At 42.2% G+C, this 18,277-nt stretch carries 15 protein-coding genes; 5 read left to right on the top strand and 10 right to left on the bottom strand.

What is annotated here, in order from left to right; all coding sequences use genetic code 11:
* Nucleotides 1-8: 8 nt before the first annotated feature.
* The 8 genes from dld to yieE form a co-directional block, all read right to left on the bottom strand.
* Complete coding sequence (gene dld, locus AACX68_RS09470) at nucleotides 9-1,778, bottom strand: D-lactate dehydrogenase (RefSeq protein WP_228858932.1); 1,770 nt, start codon at nucleotides 1,776-1,778, stop codon at nucleotides 9-11.
* A 158-nt stretch (nucleotides 1,779-1,936) separates the two neighbouring features.
* Nucleotides 1,937-3,319: an APC family permease gene (locus tag AACX68_RS09465; protein WP_228858931.1), complete on the bottom strand. Its 1,383-nt coding sequence runs from the start codon at nucleotides 3,317-3,319 to the stop codon at nucleotides 1,937-1,939.
* Between the two features lie 659 nt (nucleotides 3,320-3,978).
* Nucleotides 3,979-5,949 carry a ligand-gated channel protein gene (locus AACX68_RS09455; RefSeq protein WP_228858930.1) on the bottom strand — a complete coding sequence of 657 codons (1,971 nt, stop codon included), beginning with the start codon at nucleotides 5,947-5,949 and terminating at the stop codon, nucleotides 3,979-3,981.
* Between the two features lie 151 nt (nucleotides 5,950-6,100).
* Nucleotides 6,101-6,889 (bottom strand): ABC transporter ATP-binding protein, encoded by a 789-nt coding sequence (locus tag AACX68_RS09450; RefSeq protein ID WP_099110972.1) that lies wholly within the window; start codon nucleotides 6,887-6,889, stop codon nucleotides 6,101-6,103.
* Nucleotides 6,886-7,968 (bottom strand): FecCD family ABC transporter permease, encoded by a 1,083-nt coding sequence (locus AACX68_RS09445; protein WP_228858929.1) that lies wholly within the window; start codon nucleotides 7,966-7,968, stop codon nucleotides 6,886-6,888. Before AACX68_RS09445 ends, AACX68_RS09450 begins: the two co-directional genes overlap by 4 nt.
* Nucleotides 7,969-7,987: 19 nt before the next feature.
* The gene (locus AACX68_RS09440; protein ID WP_339389317.1) at nucleotides 7,988-9,118 is read right to left on the bottom strand and encodes an ABC transporter substrate-binding protein; all 1,131 of its coding nucleotides are present in this window, start codon (nucleotides 9,116-9,118) and stop codon (nucleotides 7,988-7,990) included.
* A gap of 229 nt (nucleotides 9,119-9,347) precedes the next feature.
* The gene (locus AACX68_RS09435) at nucleotides 9,348-10,835 is read right to left on the bottom strand and encodes an amino acid permease (protein WP_099122974.1); all 1,488 of its coding nucleotides are present in this window, start codon (nucleotides 10,833-10,835) and stop codon (nucleotides 9,348-9,350) included.
* A 169-nt stretch (nucleotides 10,836-11,004) separates the two neighbouring features.
* Nucleotides 11,005-11,868: a DNA-binding transcriptional regulator YeiE gene (yieE, locus tag AACX68_RS09430; protein ID WP_228858928.1), complete on the bottom strand. Its 864-nt coding sequence runs from the start codon at nucleotides 11,866-11,868 to the stop codon at nucleotides 11,005-11,007.
* A gap of 197 nt (nucleotides 11,869-12,065) precedes the next feature.
* Here yieE and AACX68_RS09425 point away from each other — a divergent pair, with 197 nt between their 5' ends.
* On the top strand, nucleotides 12,066-13,166 hold the full coding sequence (locus tag AACX68_RS09425) for a YeiH family protein (protein WP_228858927.1): 1,101 nt from the start codon (nucleotides 12,066-12,068) through the stop codon (nucleotides 13,164-13,166).
* A gap of 124 nt (nucleotides 13,167-13,290) precedes the next feature.
* Nucleotides 13,291-14,133 (top strand): deoxyribonuclease IV, encoded by an 843-nt coding sequence (gene nfo / locus AACX68_RS09420; protein WP_228858926.1) that lies wholly within the window; start codon nucleotides 13,291-13,293, stop codon nucleotides 14,131-14,133.
* On the opposite strand, the gene fruK is transcribed toward nfo, so the two are convergent.
* Nucleotides 14,134-15,072, bottom strand: coding sequence for a 1-phosphofructokinase (gene fruK, locus AACX68_RS09415; RefSeq protein WP_228858925.1), 939 nt, complete (start codon nucleotides 15,070-15,072; stop codon nucleotides 14,134-14,136). It lies immediately after the preceding gene.
* A 187-nt stretch (nucleotides 15,073-15,259) separates the two neighbouring features.
* Here fruK and AACX68_RS09410 point away from each other — a divergent pair, with 187 nt between their 5' ends.
* The 3 genes from AACX68_RS09410 to yeiP all read left to right on the top strand — a co-directional run bounded on the left by AACX68_RS09410 (nucleotide 15,260) and on the right by yeiP (nucleotide 17,772).
* A complete protein-coding gene (locus tag AACX68_RS09410; protein WP_228858924.1) occupies nucleotides 15,260-15,679 on the top strand; it encodes a nucleotide triphosphate diphosphatase NUDT15 in 420 nt (139 codons plus the stop codon).
* A gap of 154 nt (nucleotides 15,680-15,833) precedes the next feature.
* Nucleotides 15,834-17,078 (top strand): tryptophan permease, encoded by a 1,245-nt coding sequence (mtr, locus tag AACX68_RS09405; protein WP_228858923.1) that lies wholly within the window; start codon nucleotides 15,834-15,836, stop codon nucleotides 17,076-17,078.
* Between the two features lie 121 nt (nucleotides 17,079-17,199).
* Nucleotides 17,200-17,772 (top strand): elongation factor P-like protein YeiP, encoded by a 573-nt coding sequence (gene yeiP / locus AACX68_RS09400; protein ID WP_099122967.1) that lies wholly within the window; start codon nucleotides 17,200-17,202, stop codon nucleotides 17,770-17,772.
* A 63-nt stretch (nucleotides 17,773-17,835) separates the two neighbouring features.
* Here yeiP and AACX68_RS09395 read toward each other — a convergent pair whose 3' ends face one another.
* The gene (locus AACX68_RS09395) at nucleotides 17,836-18,153 is read right to left on the bottom strand and encodes a type 1 fimbrial protein (protein ID WP_228858922.1); all 318 of its coding nucleotides are present in this window, start codon (nucleotides 18,151-18,153) and stop codon (nucleotides 17,836-17,838) included.
* Nucleotides 18,154-18,277: the final 124 nt, after the last annotated feature.

The following is an 18,277-nucleotide window of genomic DNA, read 5'->3' as shown; positions in this document are numbered from 1 at the left end:
TCCAGCCGTTATCCATTATTCTGACCATGTTGGTGAGTAGAACAATTATCAGGACATTGTTCTCCCTGCACTTCCCCCCAATTTTTTAATTTAGATGTTTTACCAATACCCGGATTCAAACTGTTAGTAGGATCATTCATTTGATAAAACTGCTTAAGTTGGGGTTTAGCTTTATACAGATGACCAACATTATGTTCAGCAGGATATTCGGCTCCTCTCTGATTTAAGATTTCCAGCATTTTCTCTTTCAGTGCCTTAATATCCCTACCTTTTTTGACAATATAATCCTGATGAAATACATGACACATAAAGTGCCCATAATATAAACGATGAACTAGTGCTTCATTAATTTCTGATGGCAGATGCTCAAACCACTCCTGATCATTACGCCGCAGAGCAATATCTAACGCCAGAATATCCTCCACTTCATCACTGTGTACTGCCTGATACCGGATTGCTGCTCCTGCTGCCGCAAAGCGATGTAAAAACGCTTTAGCTCCTTCTTCCGGCGTACAAGAAAAATAATCTCCGTCAGCCTGTTTGAAATAATTTTCCAGCCATTCACTGGCTTCTTTTATTCCATCACCAGACATTTTAAGCATCAAGTGATGTTCAAAACGGTCACGATAAGTTTTAAGTCGTGTTGGTAAGTATGAAGGCAGTAAGCCACTTAACCACTGCATTACGCGATCTATTAAATGGGGAGGCAGAAAAGGAATTTTTCCGAATATGGCATCCAGTCGTCCCTTTATACTGAAAAACATCGGCATTTTATCTGTACCGAGTTTATCAATCATAACAAAAGTGTCTTTACCATAAATTTCAGCAATATCAAAAATATCCCGATGCATGTACTCACCAGCAACCGGCAAGTGTTTAAAATTCGATAAAATATGTCTGCGTAATTCGGTCAAAACTTCTGGCTGATTAGTGCCGATATAGAATACCTGAGTATGTGACTCTGCCGGAAAGGTATCTAATCGCACGGCAAAAACAACGAGTTTCCCGGCACATCCGGAAGTTTCAAATAATCTGCGCTCATCAGCATTAAAGCGCGATGGAGTATCCGCCTCAATATCACGAACACGATGAGCATATTCATGATCAGAAGCCACTCTGCTATTTTGTTGAATATCTTCCGCACGGTAGCGCCGCTCTTCCAGACAGGTCAGAATATCTTCCGGTGAGTCCCCCAGAGCTATGCCTAAGTGATTAATAAGTTCAGCTTCACCTTTCTCATTCACTCGCCCATATAAGGCCATTTCTGTATAAGCAGGGCCACGTTGCACCAGAGAGCCACCAGAATTATTACAAATTCCCCCTATAACCGATGCGCCAATGCAGGAGGAACCAATGACTGAATGCGGTTCACGCGCCAAAGGTTTTAGCACTTTTTCTAAATGCCATAATGTACTGCCCGGAAAAGCAATGACTTGATTGGCAGATTCAAGAAACTGTATCTTATCCATTCTCAGTGTGCTGATAATGATAATATCGCGATCATAATCATCACCATTGGGGGTAGAACCTTCGGTTAACCCTGTATTCGCCGCCTGCATTAAAATAATTTTGTCTGCGTCTACACATGCCTTGAAAACTTTCCATTGCTCCAGCAATGAGCCTGGTGAGACAACAGCAAGAGCACTTCCTTGCCCAGAACGGAAGCCTGTGCGATAACGCTCTGTTTTCTGTGGTTCGGTGAGAATATGAGCACTACCCACAATGTGGGTAAGAGTTGCTAGGAGTTGCTGATTTTGTGGGGTATTAGCATCATTCATAATGGTTTTCTTACCTTATACAGAGCCCGATGGATATATTGGTGACGAAATTAGCAAAGGATGAAGCTCAATCTATTATTGTGACTTTTTAATTTATTATCCATAAAAAAACAGCACCTGACGGGTGCTGTTTCGGAAGAGTTATATAGCAGTGTATCTTATACAGGCTCACTGAATTGTGGCATAGGCTGACGGAAACTACGGGTCAGGAAGAACATATAAAGCAGACCTACTCCCCCCCAAATCAAACCTAACTCCATAGAGCTGGCTTCCAGATTCATCCACAATACACCCACTGTTCCTGCACCAAACAGAGGCAGAAGCAGGAAATTGATAGTATCTTTCAACGTGGTATTACGGCGTTCACGAACATAGAATTGAGCAATTACCGACAAATTCACGAAAGTAAATGCAACCAATGCTCCGAAATTGATCAGTGCTGTTGCCGTGACTAAGTCTAAAAATCCGCTTGATAGTGCAACAATTCCGACCAGAATAACGTTGATTGAAGGCGTGCGCCATTTTGGATGGACATAAGCAAAAACTTTCTCTGGCAGTACGCCATCACGACCCATCACATAGAGCAATCGAGCCACACCTGCATGCGCAGCCATACCGGAAGCCATTACTGTGACGCAGGAGAAGACCAGAATAATAGCCTGGAATAATGCCCCAGCGACAAACAGCATAATTTCTGGCTGAGATTCATCCGGGTTTTGAAACCGGGATACATCAGGGAAATAGAGCTGCAGGAAATAAGATACCGCAATAAAGATAACACCACCGATTAATGCAGTAAGGAAAATCGCTTTAGGGATCACCTTGCCCGCATTAGGCGTTTCTTCAGACAAAGACGTAATGCCATCAAAACCAAGGAATGAGAAGCAGAGTATCGTTGCCCCTGTAATCATTGGAATTAATTGTGCTTCTTCTGATGTAAATGGTCGGGCACTCCATAATGTGCCTGCACCTTCACCGTTATATATGCCGTGCATTAACAAACCGACGAACACCACCATAACAGCAATCTGTACTACAACAATAAGACCGTTAAGATTGGCAACAACATTAATGCCACTCAAGTTGAAAACGGTCATTAACACCGCCAGACCCACTACGAAAACCCACGGATCAATGCCGGGGAAAATAGCCTGAAGGTAAATTTTTGCCAGCAGAATGTTGATCATCGGCATAAGCAGATAATCCAACAAAGATGACCAACCTACCATAAACCCAAGATGGGGATTCATTGATTTTTGTACGTAAGTGTAGGCAGAACCTGCTGACGGGAATCTTTTTACCAGTTTCCCATAGCTCAAAGCTGTAAATAAAATAGCAATCAACGCAATAGCATAAGATGTTGCAACATGCCCATCCGTCAATTTGGAAACAATACCGAAGGTGTCAAAAATAGTCATCGGCTGCATATAAGCAAGGCCCATCATGACTACCTGAAATAAGGTCAGTGTTCTTCTCAGCTGAACACGATTACTGGCACTTGCCTGAACAGTACCGAGAGTAGCAGTAGGATTATGCGACATGAGCGAAACCTCCCATAACTTCGATCTGGGCATTACTACAACTACTTAATCGATAGTTACTGGGTAGACTTCGCATCTGTCTATAAACAGAAAAGAAAGAAAAGGTGGGAGATAACGAATTAACTGAGGACCATGCCCCATAGTCATCGTTGCAGCAGCTAGCGCCGATTGGCACAAGTGCAAAAGCGAATAATTGCTCCATAATTACGTTCCTCAGTACAGCAGCCTTTTTAATAGTCGCCGCTTATGGTCAGTATCGATCCGGAAAATATCCGGCCTCTCGGTGTTGTAAAAAATAACTCAATGCAAAAAAAATAACTGATGCATAATTACACATCAGTTATTTTTAGTGGGCGGCATTTTGCACTTCAAGTTCAGAAATAGCAAGACCCATCACACTAAAAATTCATTATTTTTTACAATACTAAAGAGCCTACATAAACTGCTTCTTACCGAAAGAATTCATGAAGGTAATGCTAGCCTATCCACTGATAGAGATTTGATAAACTTGTAGCATAAAAGTAAATTATTGGCTATTTAATTATGAATGGTATGAAATGAAAAGTCTGCTCTTAATCATAATTCTGATAAAGAGCAGACTTAATATTGATTTAAGCGTTAATTATAATGACTTTAATTAATAATAAATTAAATGTTCATTAGAAGTCATAGTTAACGCCGACTTGGTAACGGCGGCCATCAAGGGTTGAGCCGTGCACTTCATTAGTCACTTGTTTATCAAATACGTTGTAAACGCCACCTAATACACGTACGTTCTTCATGATGCTATAAGTCGCACCCATATCAACAAAAGCATAAGAAGGTGTACCGCTATTCATTGATGAGCGATATAGATAATTCTTCGTTTTTCCACGGAAATTGAAACGTGCCCATGTTTCCATTTCTGGTAGTGTCTGCCAGCTTAAGGTTGCATTAGCCATATGCGTAGGCATCTTATTCAATGGCTGACCTTTGAAATCTCCTGTCTTCTGCTTAGAGTAGGAATAGGTATAGTTTGCTGCCAATGATAAGTTTTCTACGATATCCCAGTTCAGGGTAGTTTCGATACCACGAATGTTGGCTTTATCGACGTTTATGTTCTGACTGACAAAATCATAGCCATCCTTACCAATTGATTTACATGTGGCTTTATCGTTACAAAGGCGGAACTCTGTGATTTTATCTTTGAAGTCTGTATTAAAGACTGTAACGCCGATATTGAGGCCATCTTGGTTATTCCAGATAACACCAATTTCTTCATTAACGCTTTTCTCTGGTTTCAGGGATGGATTGCTTTCAATCACACCTTTCAATTTCCTTCCCCCAGTTCCGTGCAACCAATTAGGAGCAACCTGACGTAATTCAGGTGAACGATAACCCGTTGTGACACCACCTTTAATGGTCCATTGTTCATCAGCATGCCAGATGCCGTATAAACGAGGGGTGACATGGGCTCCAAAAAGTTGATCTTTATCCAGACGCGCACCTGCTGTCAGGGAGAAATCGTTGGTGATTTGCCATTCATCTTCAGTAAATAATGCCCAGCTCCAGCGGGTAATATTATTTATCCCTTTTTCCGCCATCTTTTTATTTTCGCGATCAGTCAGATCTTCATAACGATACTGCCCACCGACACTTAATGTATTATCACCTAAATTAAATGTAGTCTGATTGCTAAACATCGTATCCGCGTATTTCATCATACGTTCAGGGTTTTTCGACTCATCCCGCTGAATATAAGATGTCATTGTACCGAAGTCATAGATACCATTATGTGTTATCGAATAATTATTACGTTTATAGCGGCTGATATCATCTGATTTAGCATCTTCTGGACTTGTTTTACCAATCGTCGAGTCACGGTCCTGTTCATAACGACCGGCTTCAAACTCAAAGCTATTTTGTTCATCAGGTGTTAAAGACAAGGCTACCGAGCCATTACGCATTTCTTGCTTTTTATAACCGCTGATAAACTTATCTTCATTACGATGAGAGAATAAACCCGTCGCCTTTACTCCCAGTAGACCATCAATCAATGGCCCTGCCACATACGCACTGGTTTGATAGCTATTACCTGATTTTTTACGCTCGGTCAGGGTGGTATCTGCACGTAAGCTACCGTTCCATTCTTTATGTACTTTACGGGTAATGATATTGATAACACCACCCATGGCATCAGAACCATAAAGGGAAGACATTGGCCCACGGACAACTTCAACGCGCTCAATGGATGCTAATGGCGGCAACCAGCCCTGCTCAATACCAGCACCATCACTGTTTGGCCGAGTACGACGGGTGTCAACACGCTTACCATCGACCAGAATCATAGTATATTTTGATGACATACCACGAATACTGATATCACTGCCACTTCCACCACCAGTAACCATAACTCCCGGCACATCTTTCAGTGCATCCGTTACATCACGGTAGGCTTTGGTTTCCAATTGTTCACGGCTGACCACTGAAATAGAAGCTGGCGCATCTTCAATTTTTTGTTGGAAGCCTGAAGCAGTAGTAACAATAATTTTATCTTCGCCATTATTCGCCGCATTAGCAGCTAAAACAGCACTAGATGAAATCGCAGCAATAATACCTAAGACGACTTTTTTCTTTGCAAAAACGACCATTCCCGATTCTCCAAAAGGTAGAATAGAACAATTTAATTAATCTGGATAATCGACATAAACTCAAAGTGCAGGGATAAGCACTCTTATCCCCACCAGTGTTATTTTTATTTACTCTACGGTTTTAATAAAACAGTTTATGCTCTTTATTATTTTAGCTGGCCAAATCCGTTACAAGGCCATCAATTAATACTTGAGGCACTCCCTGAGAACAATGCTCTATCCGCCCCTTGACACCATATACCTGAGCCAGACTATCAGGTGTAATGACCTGTTCTGGTAAACCCTCAGAAATTAATTCACCCTTTTTTAACATTAATATATGGTCACCATGACGCAGCGCAATATTAATATCGTGTACAACAACCACGGTAATAATATTCCGGCGACGTGTTTCACGTGCGACCAAATCCATAACGTGATACTGGTAATTTAAATCCAGTGCACTTAATGGTTCATCTAATAATAATAATGTCGGCTTTCTGATTAATGATTGTGCCAAACCGACCAATTGTTTTTGTCCACCTGATAATTGATCTAAATAGCTTAAAGCTAAATGTTCAATACCAAGCTGACGTAACAGTGCCATAACTTCCTGTTCGCATTGGTCACCACTTGTCCCACCTGATGCGCGCTGGGCAACAATAACAGATTCCAGTACATGTAGATGGACACCCGCAGGCAATGACTGAGGCAAATAAACAACATTCTGCGCACGTTGGGCAAAATTCATTTGCATCAAATCCTGCCCATCCAGTAACAAAGCACCATTAGCCTTATTTAGACCAGCCAGTGAACGCAATAATGTTGACTTGCCGCTACCATTCGGCCCGAGTAATACGGTGATTTTACCCCGAGGCAATGGGTTAGCATCCAGATTTTCAATAACTGGATGTTTTGGATAACCAGCCGTAAACCGGCTTATTTTTAACCCTTGGCTCATACACTTCCCCTATGGCGTAAAACGATGCTCAGGAAGAAAGGCACACCCACCAAAGATGTCACAATGCCTACAGGTATGATGACCCCGGGGATTAAATTCTTGGATGCAATCGATGCTATCGATAATACTAGTGCACCAATTAATGCACTTGCAGGTAAATAAAAGCGGTGATCTTCACCAAACATCAATCTGGCAATATGAGGAGCAATCAGACCAATAAAGGCAATCGGCCCGACAAATGCCACCGCTAGCGCAGTCAAGATACTGATACGTAACAGCGTTCCCAGACGAAGACGACGGATATTGATACCAAAGCTGGTCGCCCTATCTTCACCTAAACGTAATGCAGTCAGTTTCCAGGAGTTCATCATAGAAACAGGCATAAGGGTCAAGAGCACCAGCAACATAACACCCAGTTTTAACCACGTTGCTTTTGAAAGGCTGCCCATCGTCCAGAAAACCAGCCCCTGCAACGTATCTTCCGTGGCAATAAACTGCATCATGGAAACCAGCGCATTGAAGGTAAAGACCATAGCAATACCAAAGAGCACCACGCCAGAAGTTGCAACTTTTGTCCAGCGCGTAATGCCATCAAGCATCAAAGCAGCTAACAACGCAAAAATAAAAGCATTTGCAGAAATAAGCCACTGATCAGGTATGCCTGGAATACCAATACCCAGTACGATTGCCAATGCCGCACCAAAAGAGGCGGCATTGGAAACACCCAGAGTAAACGGGCTGGCCAGCGGGTTATTCAAAATAGTTTGCATTTCTGCACCCGCCAGGCCCAATGATAAACCAACCACTACCGCCATCAAGGCATAAGGTAATCGGATATCCCAGACAATTACCCGGGTTCCTGCATCGACACTCTCCGGTGAAACCAGAGTCTGCCAGAGAGCTGATAAAGATAACCCTGATGGCCCCATTGTAAAATCTAATACTAAAGAGACGCCGATAACCAAAATTAGCAAAAACATCCATGCAATACGTCGATGCAGGATATGACGATAGTGTGCTTTGATATCACACTCGTTCTGCTGTTTCATCATTGGCATAGGCTCGGTAGTGACACTCATTTCTATTACCTGTTACTGCTTATTTTTCACTGACCCAATATGTGCCTGCTGGTTCTACTGCCAGGAACTTAGTGTGAAGCTCTTTTAATGTCTGCTGTGGATCTAAATCAGCAAATTGTTCTGGATAAAACCACTTAGCAAAAACTTGTGTCACTACAACGTTATAAGGTGAATTGTAGTAATGGTGCCAGATAGCATGAGTACGGCCTTCTTTTACTGCGGTCAGGGTATTGATACCTCTGCGCTCTGTCATCGCTTTCAAACCAGCGAGGGCAGTTTCCGGGGAGGTCTGAGCACCCATCTGGATACCTTCACCTTTCTCACCGGGATCCTGAGCACCGCTGGCAATATAGATATAAGGATCAGCCGTAATCACTTTTTCCAGATTCATAGTACCCAATGGTACTGGCAGAACCTCTTTAGCAATATTTTTACCGCCTGCAAGGTCAATGAAATTACCCATGTTGCCATTGCCCGCAGTACCACAACAGTCTTCGATAGAACCTGCTCTCAGTTCAATAAAGACTGACGGTTTCTGCTCTGCCGGAATACGGCTGGTAATATCAGTGACCAGTTTCTGATTCTTTTCATAAAAATCAGCATAAGCGTTTGCCTGCTCCTCACGGTGCAGTACTTTACCCAGCATGCGAATGCTCGGCAGAGTGTTTTTCAGTGGATCATTACGGAAATCGACAAAAACAACAGGAACGCCTGCTTTTTCTAATTGTTTAACCAGTTCGCTGTGTTTGCCCGGGCCATGACCGGATAAACCAAAAATAGCCACATCGGGATTAAGAGTCAGTACTTTTTCAGAACTGACCGTATCGGCAGTGGTGTTGCCTATCAGGGGAATATCATCAATTTCAGGGAATTTTGCTTTGTAGATAGAGTAGGTTTGTGGATCAAGCTTGCGGAAATCACCCTGCCAGCCAACAATACGCGCCAGAGGTTTATCTCCTTCTAACACTGCGACTGAATGGAATAAACGGCCTTCACCCAATAGGATACGGTTCACCTTTGCAGGCACTTCTACAGTACGCCCAGCAACATCAGTGACTGTTTCAGCCCATGCAAAACTGGTCATCATCGCAGAGCTTGCCAATAAGCTGATACTCGCGCCTTTCACGACTGTCTGAAATCCAAACTTCACTTTAGTTAGCCTCTTCAAGCAATAATTTTGCCGTTAACAATAAAGCAAATAAGAATACTTATCAATGCGATTGATTCGGTATATCCGAAATTTAATGACGATAATTTTGCTTTAAATCCATGAAAAATAAAAACTGCCGATTCCATCACAGAACAGGCAGTTGTTTGCAAAATAAAAACAATAATGTCTTAATTAATAAATATCATTTTATCAAATTATTATTAACATTTTATTCATGGTATGTATGCTTTATCGCCGGAAAGTCCATCTCATTGTATTTGACGAAACGTGTTTTATTTTTCAGTTTATAGCCAAACCAAATGAGCAAGAATAACGGAATACCAATATAAGTCGCCGTAACACCGTACCAGTCTATCGTATCCTGTAAAAATGCCTGATAGTTCTGGCCTAAGGTGATCAACAGACACAACGCAAAGGCAAAAATCGGCCCGACAGGGAAAAAGCCGGAGACATAGGGCAGTTCGTTGATATTACGCCCCTGAGCAACATACCCTTTACGGAAACGATAATGGCTTATTGCAATACCAAGCCATGCAATAAATCCGGTCATGCCCGAGGTATTCAACAGCCATAGATACACTGTCTGGTTACCGAACATGGAGCTTAGAAAGCATAATCCTGCAACCACAGTTGTGGCATAAAGTGCATTACGAGGAACACCGCCTTTTGACAAATGTCCAAAAATCTTAGGCGCCTTACCTTCCCGTGCCAATGTAAATAACATGCGGGTAGAAGCATACATTCCTGAGTTTCCGGCAGAAAGAACAGCGGTTAAGATCACTGCGTTCATTACCGCGGCGGCTGACAACAGACCTGCGTTTTCAAAAACCAGCGTGAAAGGGCTGACACTGATGTCTTTTACGCCATTTCTTAACAAACTTGGGTCAGTATAAGGAATGATCAGGCTAATGATTAGAATGGCGAATACATAGAATAATAAGATACGCCAGAATACTTTACGCACAGCACGGGGAATGTTTTTGGCAGGATCTTTTGATTCTCCGGCGGTAATCCCAATCAGTTCAGTCCCCTGAAATGAGAAACCGACAATCATGGCAACCCCAATCATGGCCGCAAACCCACCAGCAAATGGTGCCTCACCTATAGTCCAGTTATGCCACCCTGCCCCTTCTGCACCTTTCATAATACCGACGATCATTAAAATCCCGACGATAATGAAAACAATCACCGTAGAAACTTTAATCAAAGAGAACCAATATTCTGCCTCGCCGAAGCTTTTTACTGAGATGAAATTCAGCAGGAAAATCAGGCTGAGGAACAAGGCACTCCATATCCATCCCGGTGCATCCGGAAACCAGTACCCCATAACCAACTGGGCAGCGACAAGGTCAACCGCGATCGTAACAGCCCAGTTATACCAGTAGTTCCAGCCCAATGCGAAACCAAAGCCTTCATCAACATACTTTGAGCCATAAGTGGAAAATGACCCTGAAACCGGCATGTAAGCAGCCAATTCACCCAGACTGGTCATCAGGAAATAGACCATCAGGCCGATCAGCGCATATGAAAGCAGGGCTCCACCGGGGCCAGCCTGTGAAATTGTTGCTCCGGAAGCAACAAATAGCCCCGTACCAATTGAACCGCCAATGGCTATCATCGCCATATGTCGTGCTTTTAGCTCACGACGCAGATTTTTGGGCGCCTGCTCCTGTGGCACGCTTTGTTCTTGAGACATTATATTCCTATATCATCGAGAATAATTTCTAATGCGGAATTGTAACAAATCCTCGTCCCCAGAATAGCGGCGATTGGCGGTTATAAGATACCTTCATGATCAGCCCTTAATTATAAGCTACACGATTATAGGTACATTAATTCTTTAATTTCATGGCATTGGCTCAGCATTACTGACAGTAGCTTAATAACTTTTGTAACGCATTGGATATATGTTTCTGTCGGTGATAAATAAGATAAAGAGTACGATAAAGATTTAGGCCCGGTATCACCAGTTCAACCAGTGTGCCGTTTTTCAGTTGTTCCCGGACAACCCGGCGTGACAGACAACTGATCCCCATACCATACTGAACTGCATGCTTAATTGCTTCCGAGTTCCCCAGCTCCATGGCAATATTGAATCTGGGCATTTGTGAAAAAAGTAACTGATCAAGCACTTCCCGTGTTCCTGAGCCTTTTTCTCTCAATATCCAGGGCGCTTTAATTAAATCTTCCAAAGTCAGATTGGAACGCACAAGCGGACTCTCTGGTGAGGAAAAAACAATCAGCTCATCTTTCATCCATGGCTGGGTAATTAAATCCGGGTTATGACACAACCCTTCAATAAATGCCAAATCGACCCGGAATTCGGCAACCGATTTAATGACATCTTCAGTATTGCTGATATGTAATTCCAGCGGCGTATCTGGATACTCCTTACGATATTTCGCCAGCATTTCAGGCAACATATAATTACCAATCGTGCTACTGGCTGCCAGTCGCAGTGCTCCCATTTCCAATTTAAAAAGCTGTTCCACCTCTCCAGTCTGCTCAAGCAGCGCCAGAGCTTTTGGGTAAAGCAAGCGACCATGTTCATTGGTAACCAGTCGTTTTCCAACCCTGTCAAAAAGCTGTACTCCCAATTGACCTTCAAGATCTGTCAGTGAAGCGCTCACCGCAGATTGTGATAAAGCTAATTGTTGAGAAGCCTGTGTCGTTGAACCACTTTTCAGAACTTCTGCAAAAATCTCCAGCTGTCTCAGAGTGATACGCATATGGCCTCGCGGGAAACATAAAAGTAAATTGAAATGATAAGATAACCTTGATTCTAGACACTATTACGCAACTTAACAAAAGTCATGTTCTATCTATCTTTTTTAATAATTAATAATATAAATATAATCAATTTTTACGATTAAACAATTTGCTATATGCTTATTCATAAAACATATAAGCGATATGAGCGACAACTATGTCTAAGAGTAAAACAGTGCCTGAAAATCAACTTAATAAAACGGGTACTATTCATTGTCATCCCTTACTACAACTCTTCCCCGGGCTGATACTAACAGCAATACTGACCGCCGCCGCCACCTATTTGAGCCAGCTCCCTCTACTCATTAATATGGGACTCAGTGTCCTGACTATCTCGATTATGATGGGAATTATTGTTGGGAATACGCTATATCCTTCATTGAAACCAATCTGTGGCAATGGAATTAATTTCACTAAACACTATCTGTTAAGAGCCGGTATCATTCTTTATGGTTTTCGACTGACATTCCAGCAGATAGCTGATGTTGGTATAGCCGGCATATTGATTGATGTTATTATGCTTTCTTCCACTTTCTTTATAGCGTTATGGCTCGGACGTGTTTTTTTCAAAATTGATAGTCAGACAGTCATGCTAATTGGAGCGGGTAGCAGCATCTGTGGTGCTGCCGCAATCATGGCTACTGAGCCTGTCGTGAAAGCCTCTGCCGACAAAGTCGCTGTTGCCATTTCTACCGTTGTGATATTCGGCACCCTTGCCATCTTTATTTATCCCTGGTTTTATCAACTCAACATTTATTACCAATGGTTTCCTTTCTCTCAGGTAGAGTTTGGTCTATTTTCTGGATCAACTATTCATGAAGTTGCCCAAGTCGTTGCCGTTGGTCACACACAAGGAAATGCAGCCGAAGACACTGCTGTTATCAGCAAAATGATCCGTGTCATGATGCTCGCGCCCTTTTTATTACTACTTTCGGGTTATCTTAGTCGGGTGAAATCTAAAAACTGTGTCAATGATCATGGAAAGTCGCCAATTACCATCCCATGGTTTGCCATCTTTTTTATTGTTATGGCAGCTTTCAACTCTTTCCATTTATTACCTGAGCCCATTGTCAGCTCTATCATAGCTATTGATACTATTCTGCTGGCAATGGCTATGGCTGCTTTAGGGTTAACAACACATATCAGTGCTATTCGTCAGGCCGGAACCAAGCCTATTTTGTTAGCCTTCCTTTTGTTTATCTGGCTAATGGTTGGAGGATTAATCATCAACAAAGGCATTCATCATTTACTTGGCTGAAATTTTCATCTAAAAAAACAATGTCACTTTTTAGCGTACCAGCCGACTGGGCTGTATCCACCTTACAGAATTTCATTAACCACAAGAACAATGCATAATTAATGAAACAGAACAGGAGAAAGATATGAAATTTGTTGGAGCCCATGTAAGCGCTGCGGGTGGTGTGGATCAGGCAGTAATTCGAGCCCATGAATTAAAAGCAACTGCTTTTGCCTTATTCACGAAAAATCAGCGTCAATGGAATGCCCCTCCCCTGTCAACAGTAGTCATTGATAAGTTTAAGGCGGATTGTGAGCGTTACGGTTACGGTAAAGGTCAGATCCTCCCTCACGATAGTTACCTGATTAATCTGGGTCATCCGGAATCTGAAGGGCTGGAAAAATCCCGTGCTGCATTCCTTGATGAAATGCAGCGTTGTGAGCAGCTAGGTATTGATTTACTTAATTTCCATCCAGGCAGTCACCTGAAAAAAATTGATATCGATAAATGTCTGGCCCGCATCGCTGAATCTATCAATATTGTGCTAGACCAAACCCAGGGGGTCACGGCAGTAATTGAAAATACTGCCGGACAAGGAACTAATCTTGGCTTTAAATTTGAACATCTGGCAGCCATTATTGAAGACGTTGAAGATAAAAGCCGGGTCGGTGTCTGTATCGATACCTGCCACGCTTTTGCTGCCGGTTATGACTTACGTACCGAGCAAAATTGCGATGCCACATTCAAAGCATTCGAAGATATTGTCGGTTTCAAATACCTGCGAGCCATGCATCTCAATGATGCCAAAAGCGAGTTTTCCAGCCGGGTTGACCGACATCACAGCCTTGGTGAAGGCAATATAGGAAAGACCCCCTTCAGCTATATCATGAAAGATGATCGTTTCAATGGCATTCCTCTGATACTTGAAACGATCAATCCGGATATCTGGGATCAGGAAATTGCGTGGCTAAAATCACAGCAAAGTTAGTTATCTGACGGGTGTCAATTGGATCTTCGACATCATTGATGCCAGTTCAGTACGACTTCTAATCCCTACATCAGGCTGGCTAACCGTCAGAGCAGAAACTGCGGTTGCCAGGCGCAATGTATGTTCACTGGATTCACGCATCAGTAAACCATAAACCAACCCACCAACCATAGAATCTCCGGCACCAACGGTACTAATGACGTCACAATAAGGTGGTTTTGCCAGCCATGCACCGGAAGCATTCACCCATAGTGCCCCTTGCTCGCCCAGTGAAATAACAACATGAGCGATCCCTTTTTGGCGCAACTCATGAGCCGCGTCAATAATGCTATCTAAATCCGGCAATGGTTTACCCACCCAGATTTCTAATTCATAACGATTTGGTTTCACCAGCCATGGCGTTGCTTTAAGGCCGGCTGCAAATGCTTCACGGCTACTGTCAAAAATAATACAGGGACAACATTGCTGTAACTGCTTCATCCAGTCGGTAAATGATTCAGGCGAAACTCCCTCAGGCAAGCTACCGCTAACCACAACCATATCAAACTGCCCCAGCCATGAGAGAGAATCAGTAACAAACTGCTCCCATTCTTTTTCTGTCACATGGAAACCTGAGAAATTAAAATCGGTCACATCACCATATTTTTCAGTCAGTTTCACATTGATACGTGTTCTACCAGAAACTAAATGAAAACGATTGATCATCTTGTTTTCATCGAAAAAATGCTGAAATCCGTCCTGATTTTCTTTTCCCAGAAAACCGCTGACGGTGACATCAATACCCAAATCCCGTAGTACCTTCGCAACATTATTACCTTTTCCGGCAGCATGTAAGCCTGCGGTGCGTACACGATTAACGGTTCCTTTAACAATATCTGGACACAGGCCAACTAAATCATAAGCTGGATTTAAGGTTATTGTGGCAACTCGACGGCTCATCTTGCCCAGTATCTCCTGAATAAATAGTCATAAATCACATTAAAATTCCTCGACTATTTATAACATCAAAATTGAATCGTTTCAGTTAAATTTAATATCAGATTGGTCATTGTGTTATCTCAATCCAAAAGTAAAAATATCGGCAACCGATAATTTTTTATCCGATGAAGAAAAAAGGAATAAATCAATGTCAGTGGTTGTTGGAGTTGGTGTCATTATCATTAATGATAAAGGTGAAATTTTACTGGGAAAACGGACGGGTAAACATGCCCCGTACTGGTCAATATTTGGCGGACATGTTGATCCCGGTGAAACATTTGAAGAATGTGCTATCCGTGAAATTCAGGAAGAAATTGGCTTAAACATTCAAAATCCGCAGGTTTATGGGATCTGTAATAACATCCAAACCTACCGTGAAGAAGGAAAGCATACTATTTCTGTCTGCCTGATGGCCCACCATTCCGGCGGAGAACCGCGCCTAATGGAACCAGAAAAATGTAACCAACTTATCTGGTGCGATCCTAATAACCTTCCAGAGCCTCATTTTGAAGCCAGCCGCAGTGCAATTAAACTCTGGCAAGAGAAAAAGTTCTATTTGCCTGCCTGACATACAGATACACTGCCAATATCGACAAAAAGCAGTGTATCTGAAACCAAACAAAATCCATTTACATATCTCCTTGATTAATTGTTTACACATGTTCCTGATTGATGTATCGTCGCGCTAGTACAAAGGTAACACTTATTCATCAGGAGTCTATATGACCATTGAGGTAACGCAAAATTTTAAACGCCCCTCTATATTAGGCGGAGCAATGATCATTGCCGGTACTGCTGTCGGTGCTGGTATGTTTTCCATTCCCATCGTCACTTCAGGTGTATGGTTTACAGGATCAATAATTTTGCTGGTTTACACTTGGGTCTGTATCTATTTCTCAAGCCTGATGATCTTGGAAGCCAATATGAATTACCCCTGTGGCGCTAGCTTCCACACCATTACCAAAGATTTGCTGGGCAAAGGCTGGAATGTACTTACCGGGTTATCCATTACCTTTGTTTTATATATTCTGACTTATGCTTATATCTCAGCTGGCGGCTCAATTATTTTTCGTAATCTCAATAGCATTATTCCTCTGCCGCAAGCCGGAACTGGCCTGATTTTTTCCTTTATTGTTGCCTTCATTGTCTGGTTATCAACCAAAGCCGTAGATCGCCTGAGCACGATTTTAATCGGTGGTATGGTCATCACATTTATCATGTCAGTGGGAGGAATGTTTACTGAAGTCAAACCCGCTATATTGTTTGATCAGACAAATACCGAAACCAGTTACCTGCCTTACGCTTTAATGGCATTGCCATATCTGCTGACTTCCTTTGGCTATCATGGCAACGTGCCGGGGTTAGTGAAATATTATAATAAGGATGTCAAAGCCATTACCCGCAGTATGCTCTATGGCTCGCTGATAGCGCTGACTATCTACATTTTGTGGCAGTTTGCCATTCAGGGAAATATTCCCCGTGAAGCATTTAAACAGATCATTGCTGATGGTGGTAATGTCAGCGATTTACTGAACCAAATGGATAATGTGTCTGGCAATGAGACGATAAATCAATTGTTAAATGCCTTCTCATATATGGCATTATCCAGCTCATTTTTAGGTGTTTCGCTTGGATTATTTGATTATCTGGCTGATTTTTTCGGATTTGATGATAGCCATACAGGGCGTTTAAAGACGGCTTTAATAACGTTTATCCCACCTACCGTTCTGGCTTTACTCTTCCCGAATGGTTTCCTGTATGCAATCGGGTTTGCAGGACTTGCAGCCACTATCTGGGCAGTTATCGTGCCGGCACTGATGGCACGTGCCAGTCGTCGGCGCCATCCACAAGCCAGTTATCGGGCCCCCGGTGGCAATATCCTGATAGTTTTTATTATCCTGTTTGGTCTAATCAATGCAGTCGTGCACATTCTGTCTTTATTTGACCTTTTACCTGCCTACCGCTGATTCTGACTAAATTCTAGCCCTGGTAAAAATACCGGGGCATTCATTTCTTGCCTAATCTCCTGACTGCGAGTAATTTTGTCGCCACTAAAATCCTTATTCCACTGTATTACAGAAGGTATCTATGGCTAAAGCCAATGAAATTAAACGCGGAACAGCAATCAATCACAACGGAAAACTATTATTAGTTAAAGACATTGATATTCAGTCACCCAGCGCACGCGGCGCCAGTACGCTGTATAAGATGCGCTTTACCGATATTCGTACCGGTCAGAAAGTGGAAGAACGCTTCAAAGGTGATGATATTCTGGAAACGATTACATTAACTCGTCGTAGTGTCAGTTTTTCGTACATCGATGGCGATGAATATATCTTCATGGATAATGAGGATTTCACACCGTATCACTTTAAAAAAGAACAAATTGAAGAAGAATTGCTGTTTATCCCGGAAGAAGGTTTACCGGGAATGCAAGTGATGACAATGGAAGGTCAACTGTTGGCTCTGGAATTACCACAAACTGTTGATATGGTCATTGAAGAAACTGCTCCGGGAATTAAAGGCGCATCAGCAAGTGCCCGTACAAAACCAGCAAAAATGAGCACAGGGTTGTCGATTCAGGTTCCTGAATACCTGAGTTCCGGAGAAAAAATCCGCATTCACATTGCAGAACGTCGTTATATGGGACGTTGCGATTAGTTCAGTGTTTTTGGATATAAGTTGCTCCTTTCTGATAAAAGAGCAACTTATTATCTGTTTAAATTAAAAATAATCCACATTAATAATTGCCAAACGCTTTTTATTATCAGTCCATTTCACTTTAGTAACACCTATATTACCAGGAAGGATAATGCTTCCGGGATTTTTTGCTTTGTAGACTGAAACAACCTGTTTTACCGTAATATTTTTACCCTTTCTATAGCAGGAGATATTGGCCTGAGCATTTGATACAACAACCTGACACCCTGGATCAACAATAGAGCCTGAAAAATGTATTTTTCCACTTGTAGATTGTGCATATCCATAAGAAATCCATGAAAACAACAAAACGCTGATTAATAGTTTAAGATAATTTTGCATGGTGACCTCACTTCGTTTGTCCATTAACTAAAACTCAGTTACCTTTTATTCCTTCATCTCCATAATAAATATTTAATGTGAAAATAATACGACATCAATACCTTTTATTGATTTATATCAAAGG

The sequence above is a fragment of the Xenorhabdus sp. PB61.4 genome, assembly GCF_963894935.1.
Classification (GTDB): Bacteria; Pseudomonadota; Gammaproteobacteria; order Enterobacterales; family Enterobacteriaceae; genus Xenorhabdus; species Xenorhabdus stockiae.
Note: the sequence above shows the minus strand (reverse complement) of the source record. Positions and strands in the feature narration are given on the sequence as shown.

What these genes read in the sequence shown, in the direction of transcription:
- yieE (WP_228858928.1), bottom strand. Translation starts at nt 11,868, where the DNA reads ATGCGTATCACTCTGAGACAGCTGGAGATTTTTGCAGAAGTTCTGAAA.
- AACX68_RS09395 (WP_228858922.1), bottom strand. Translation starts at nt 18,153, where the DNA reads ATGCAAAATTATCTTAAACTATTAATCAGCGTTTTGTTGTTTTCATGG.
- AACX68_RS09435 (WP_099122974.1), bottom strand. Translation starts at nt 10,835, where the DNA reads ATGTCTCAAGAACAAAGCGTGCCACAGGAGCAGGCGCCCAAAAATCTG.
- dld (WP_228858932.1), bottom strand. Translation starts at nt 1,778, where the DNA reads ATGAATGATGCTAATACCCCACAAAATCAGCAACTCCTAGCAACTCTT.
- AACX68_RS09465 (WP_228858931.1), bottom strand. Translation starts at nt 3,319, where the DNA reads ATGTCGCATAATCCTACTGCTACTCTCGGTACTGTTCAGGCAAGTGCC.
- AACX68_RS09445 (WP_228858929.1), bottom strand. Translation starts at nt 7,968, where the DNA reads ATGAGTGTCACTACCGAGCCTATGCCAATGATGAAACAGCAGAACGAG.
- nfo (WP_228858926.1), top strand. Translation starts at nt 13,291, where the DNA reads ATGAAATTTGTTGGAGCCCATGTAAGCGCTGCGGGTGGTGTGGATCAG.
- AACX68_RS09410 (WP_228858924.1), top strand. Translation starts at nt 15,260, where the DNA reads ATGTCAGTGGTTGTTGGAGTTGGTGTCATTATCATTAATGATAAAGGT.
- AACX68_RS09455 (WP_228858930.1), bottom strand. Translation starts at nt 5,949, where the DNA reads ATGGTCGTTTTTGCAAAGAAAAAAGTCGTCTTAGGTATTATTGCTGCG.
- yeiP (WP_099122967.1), top strand. Translation starts at nt 17,200, where the DNA reads ATGGCTAAAGCCAATGAAATTAAACGCGGAACAGCAATCAATCACAAC.
- AACX68_RS09450 (WP_099110972.1), bottom strand. Translation starts at nt 6,889, where the DNA reads ATGAGCCAAGGGTTAAAAATAAGCCGGTTTACGGCTGGTTATCCAAAA.
- AACX68_RS09425 (WP_228858927.1), top strand. Translation starts at nt 12,066, where the DNA reads ATGTCTAAGAGTAAAACAGTGCCTGAAAATCAACTTAATAAAACGGGT.
- fruK (WP_228858925.1), bottom strand. Translation starts at nt 15,072, where the DNA reads ATGAGCCGTCGAGTTGCCACAATAACCTTAAATCCAGCTTATGATTTA.
- mtr (WP_228858923.1), top strand. Translation starts at nt 15,834, where the DNA reads ATGACCATTGAGGTAACGCAAAATTTTAAACGCCCCTCTATATTAGGC.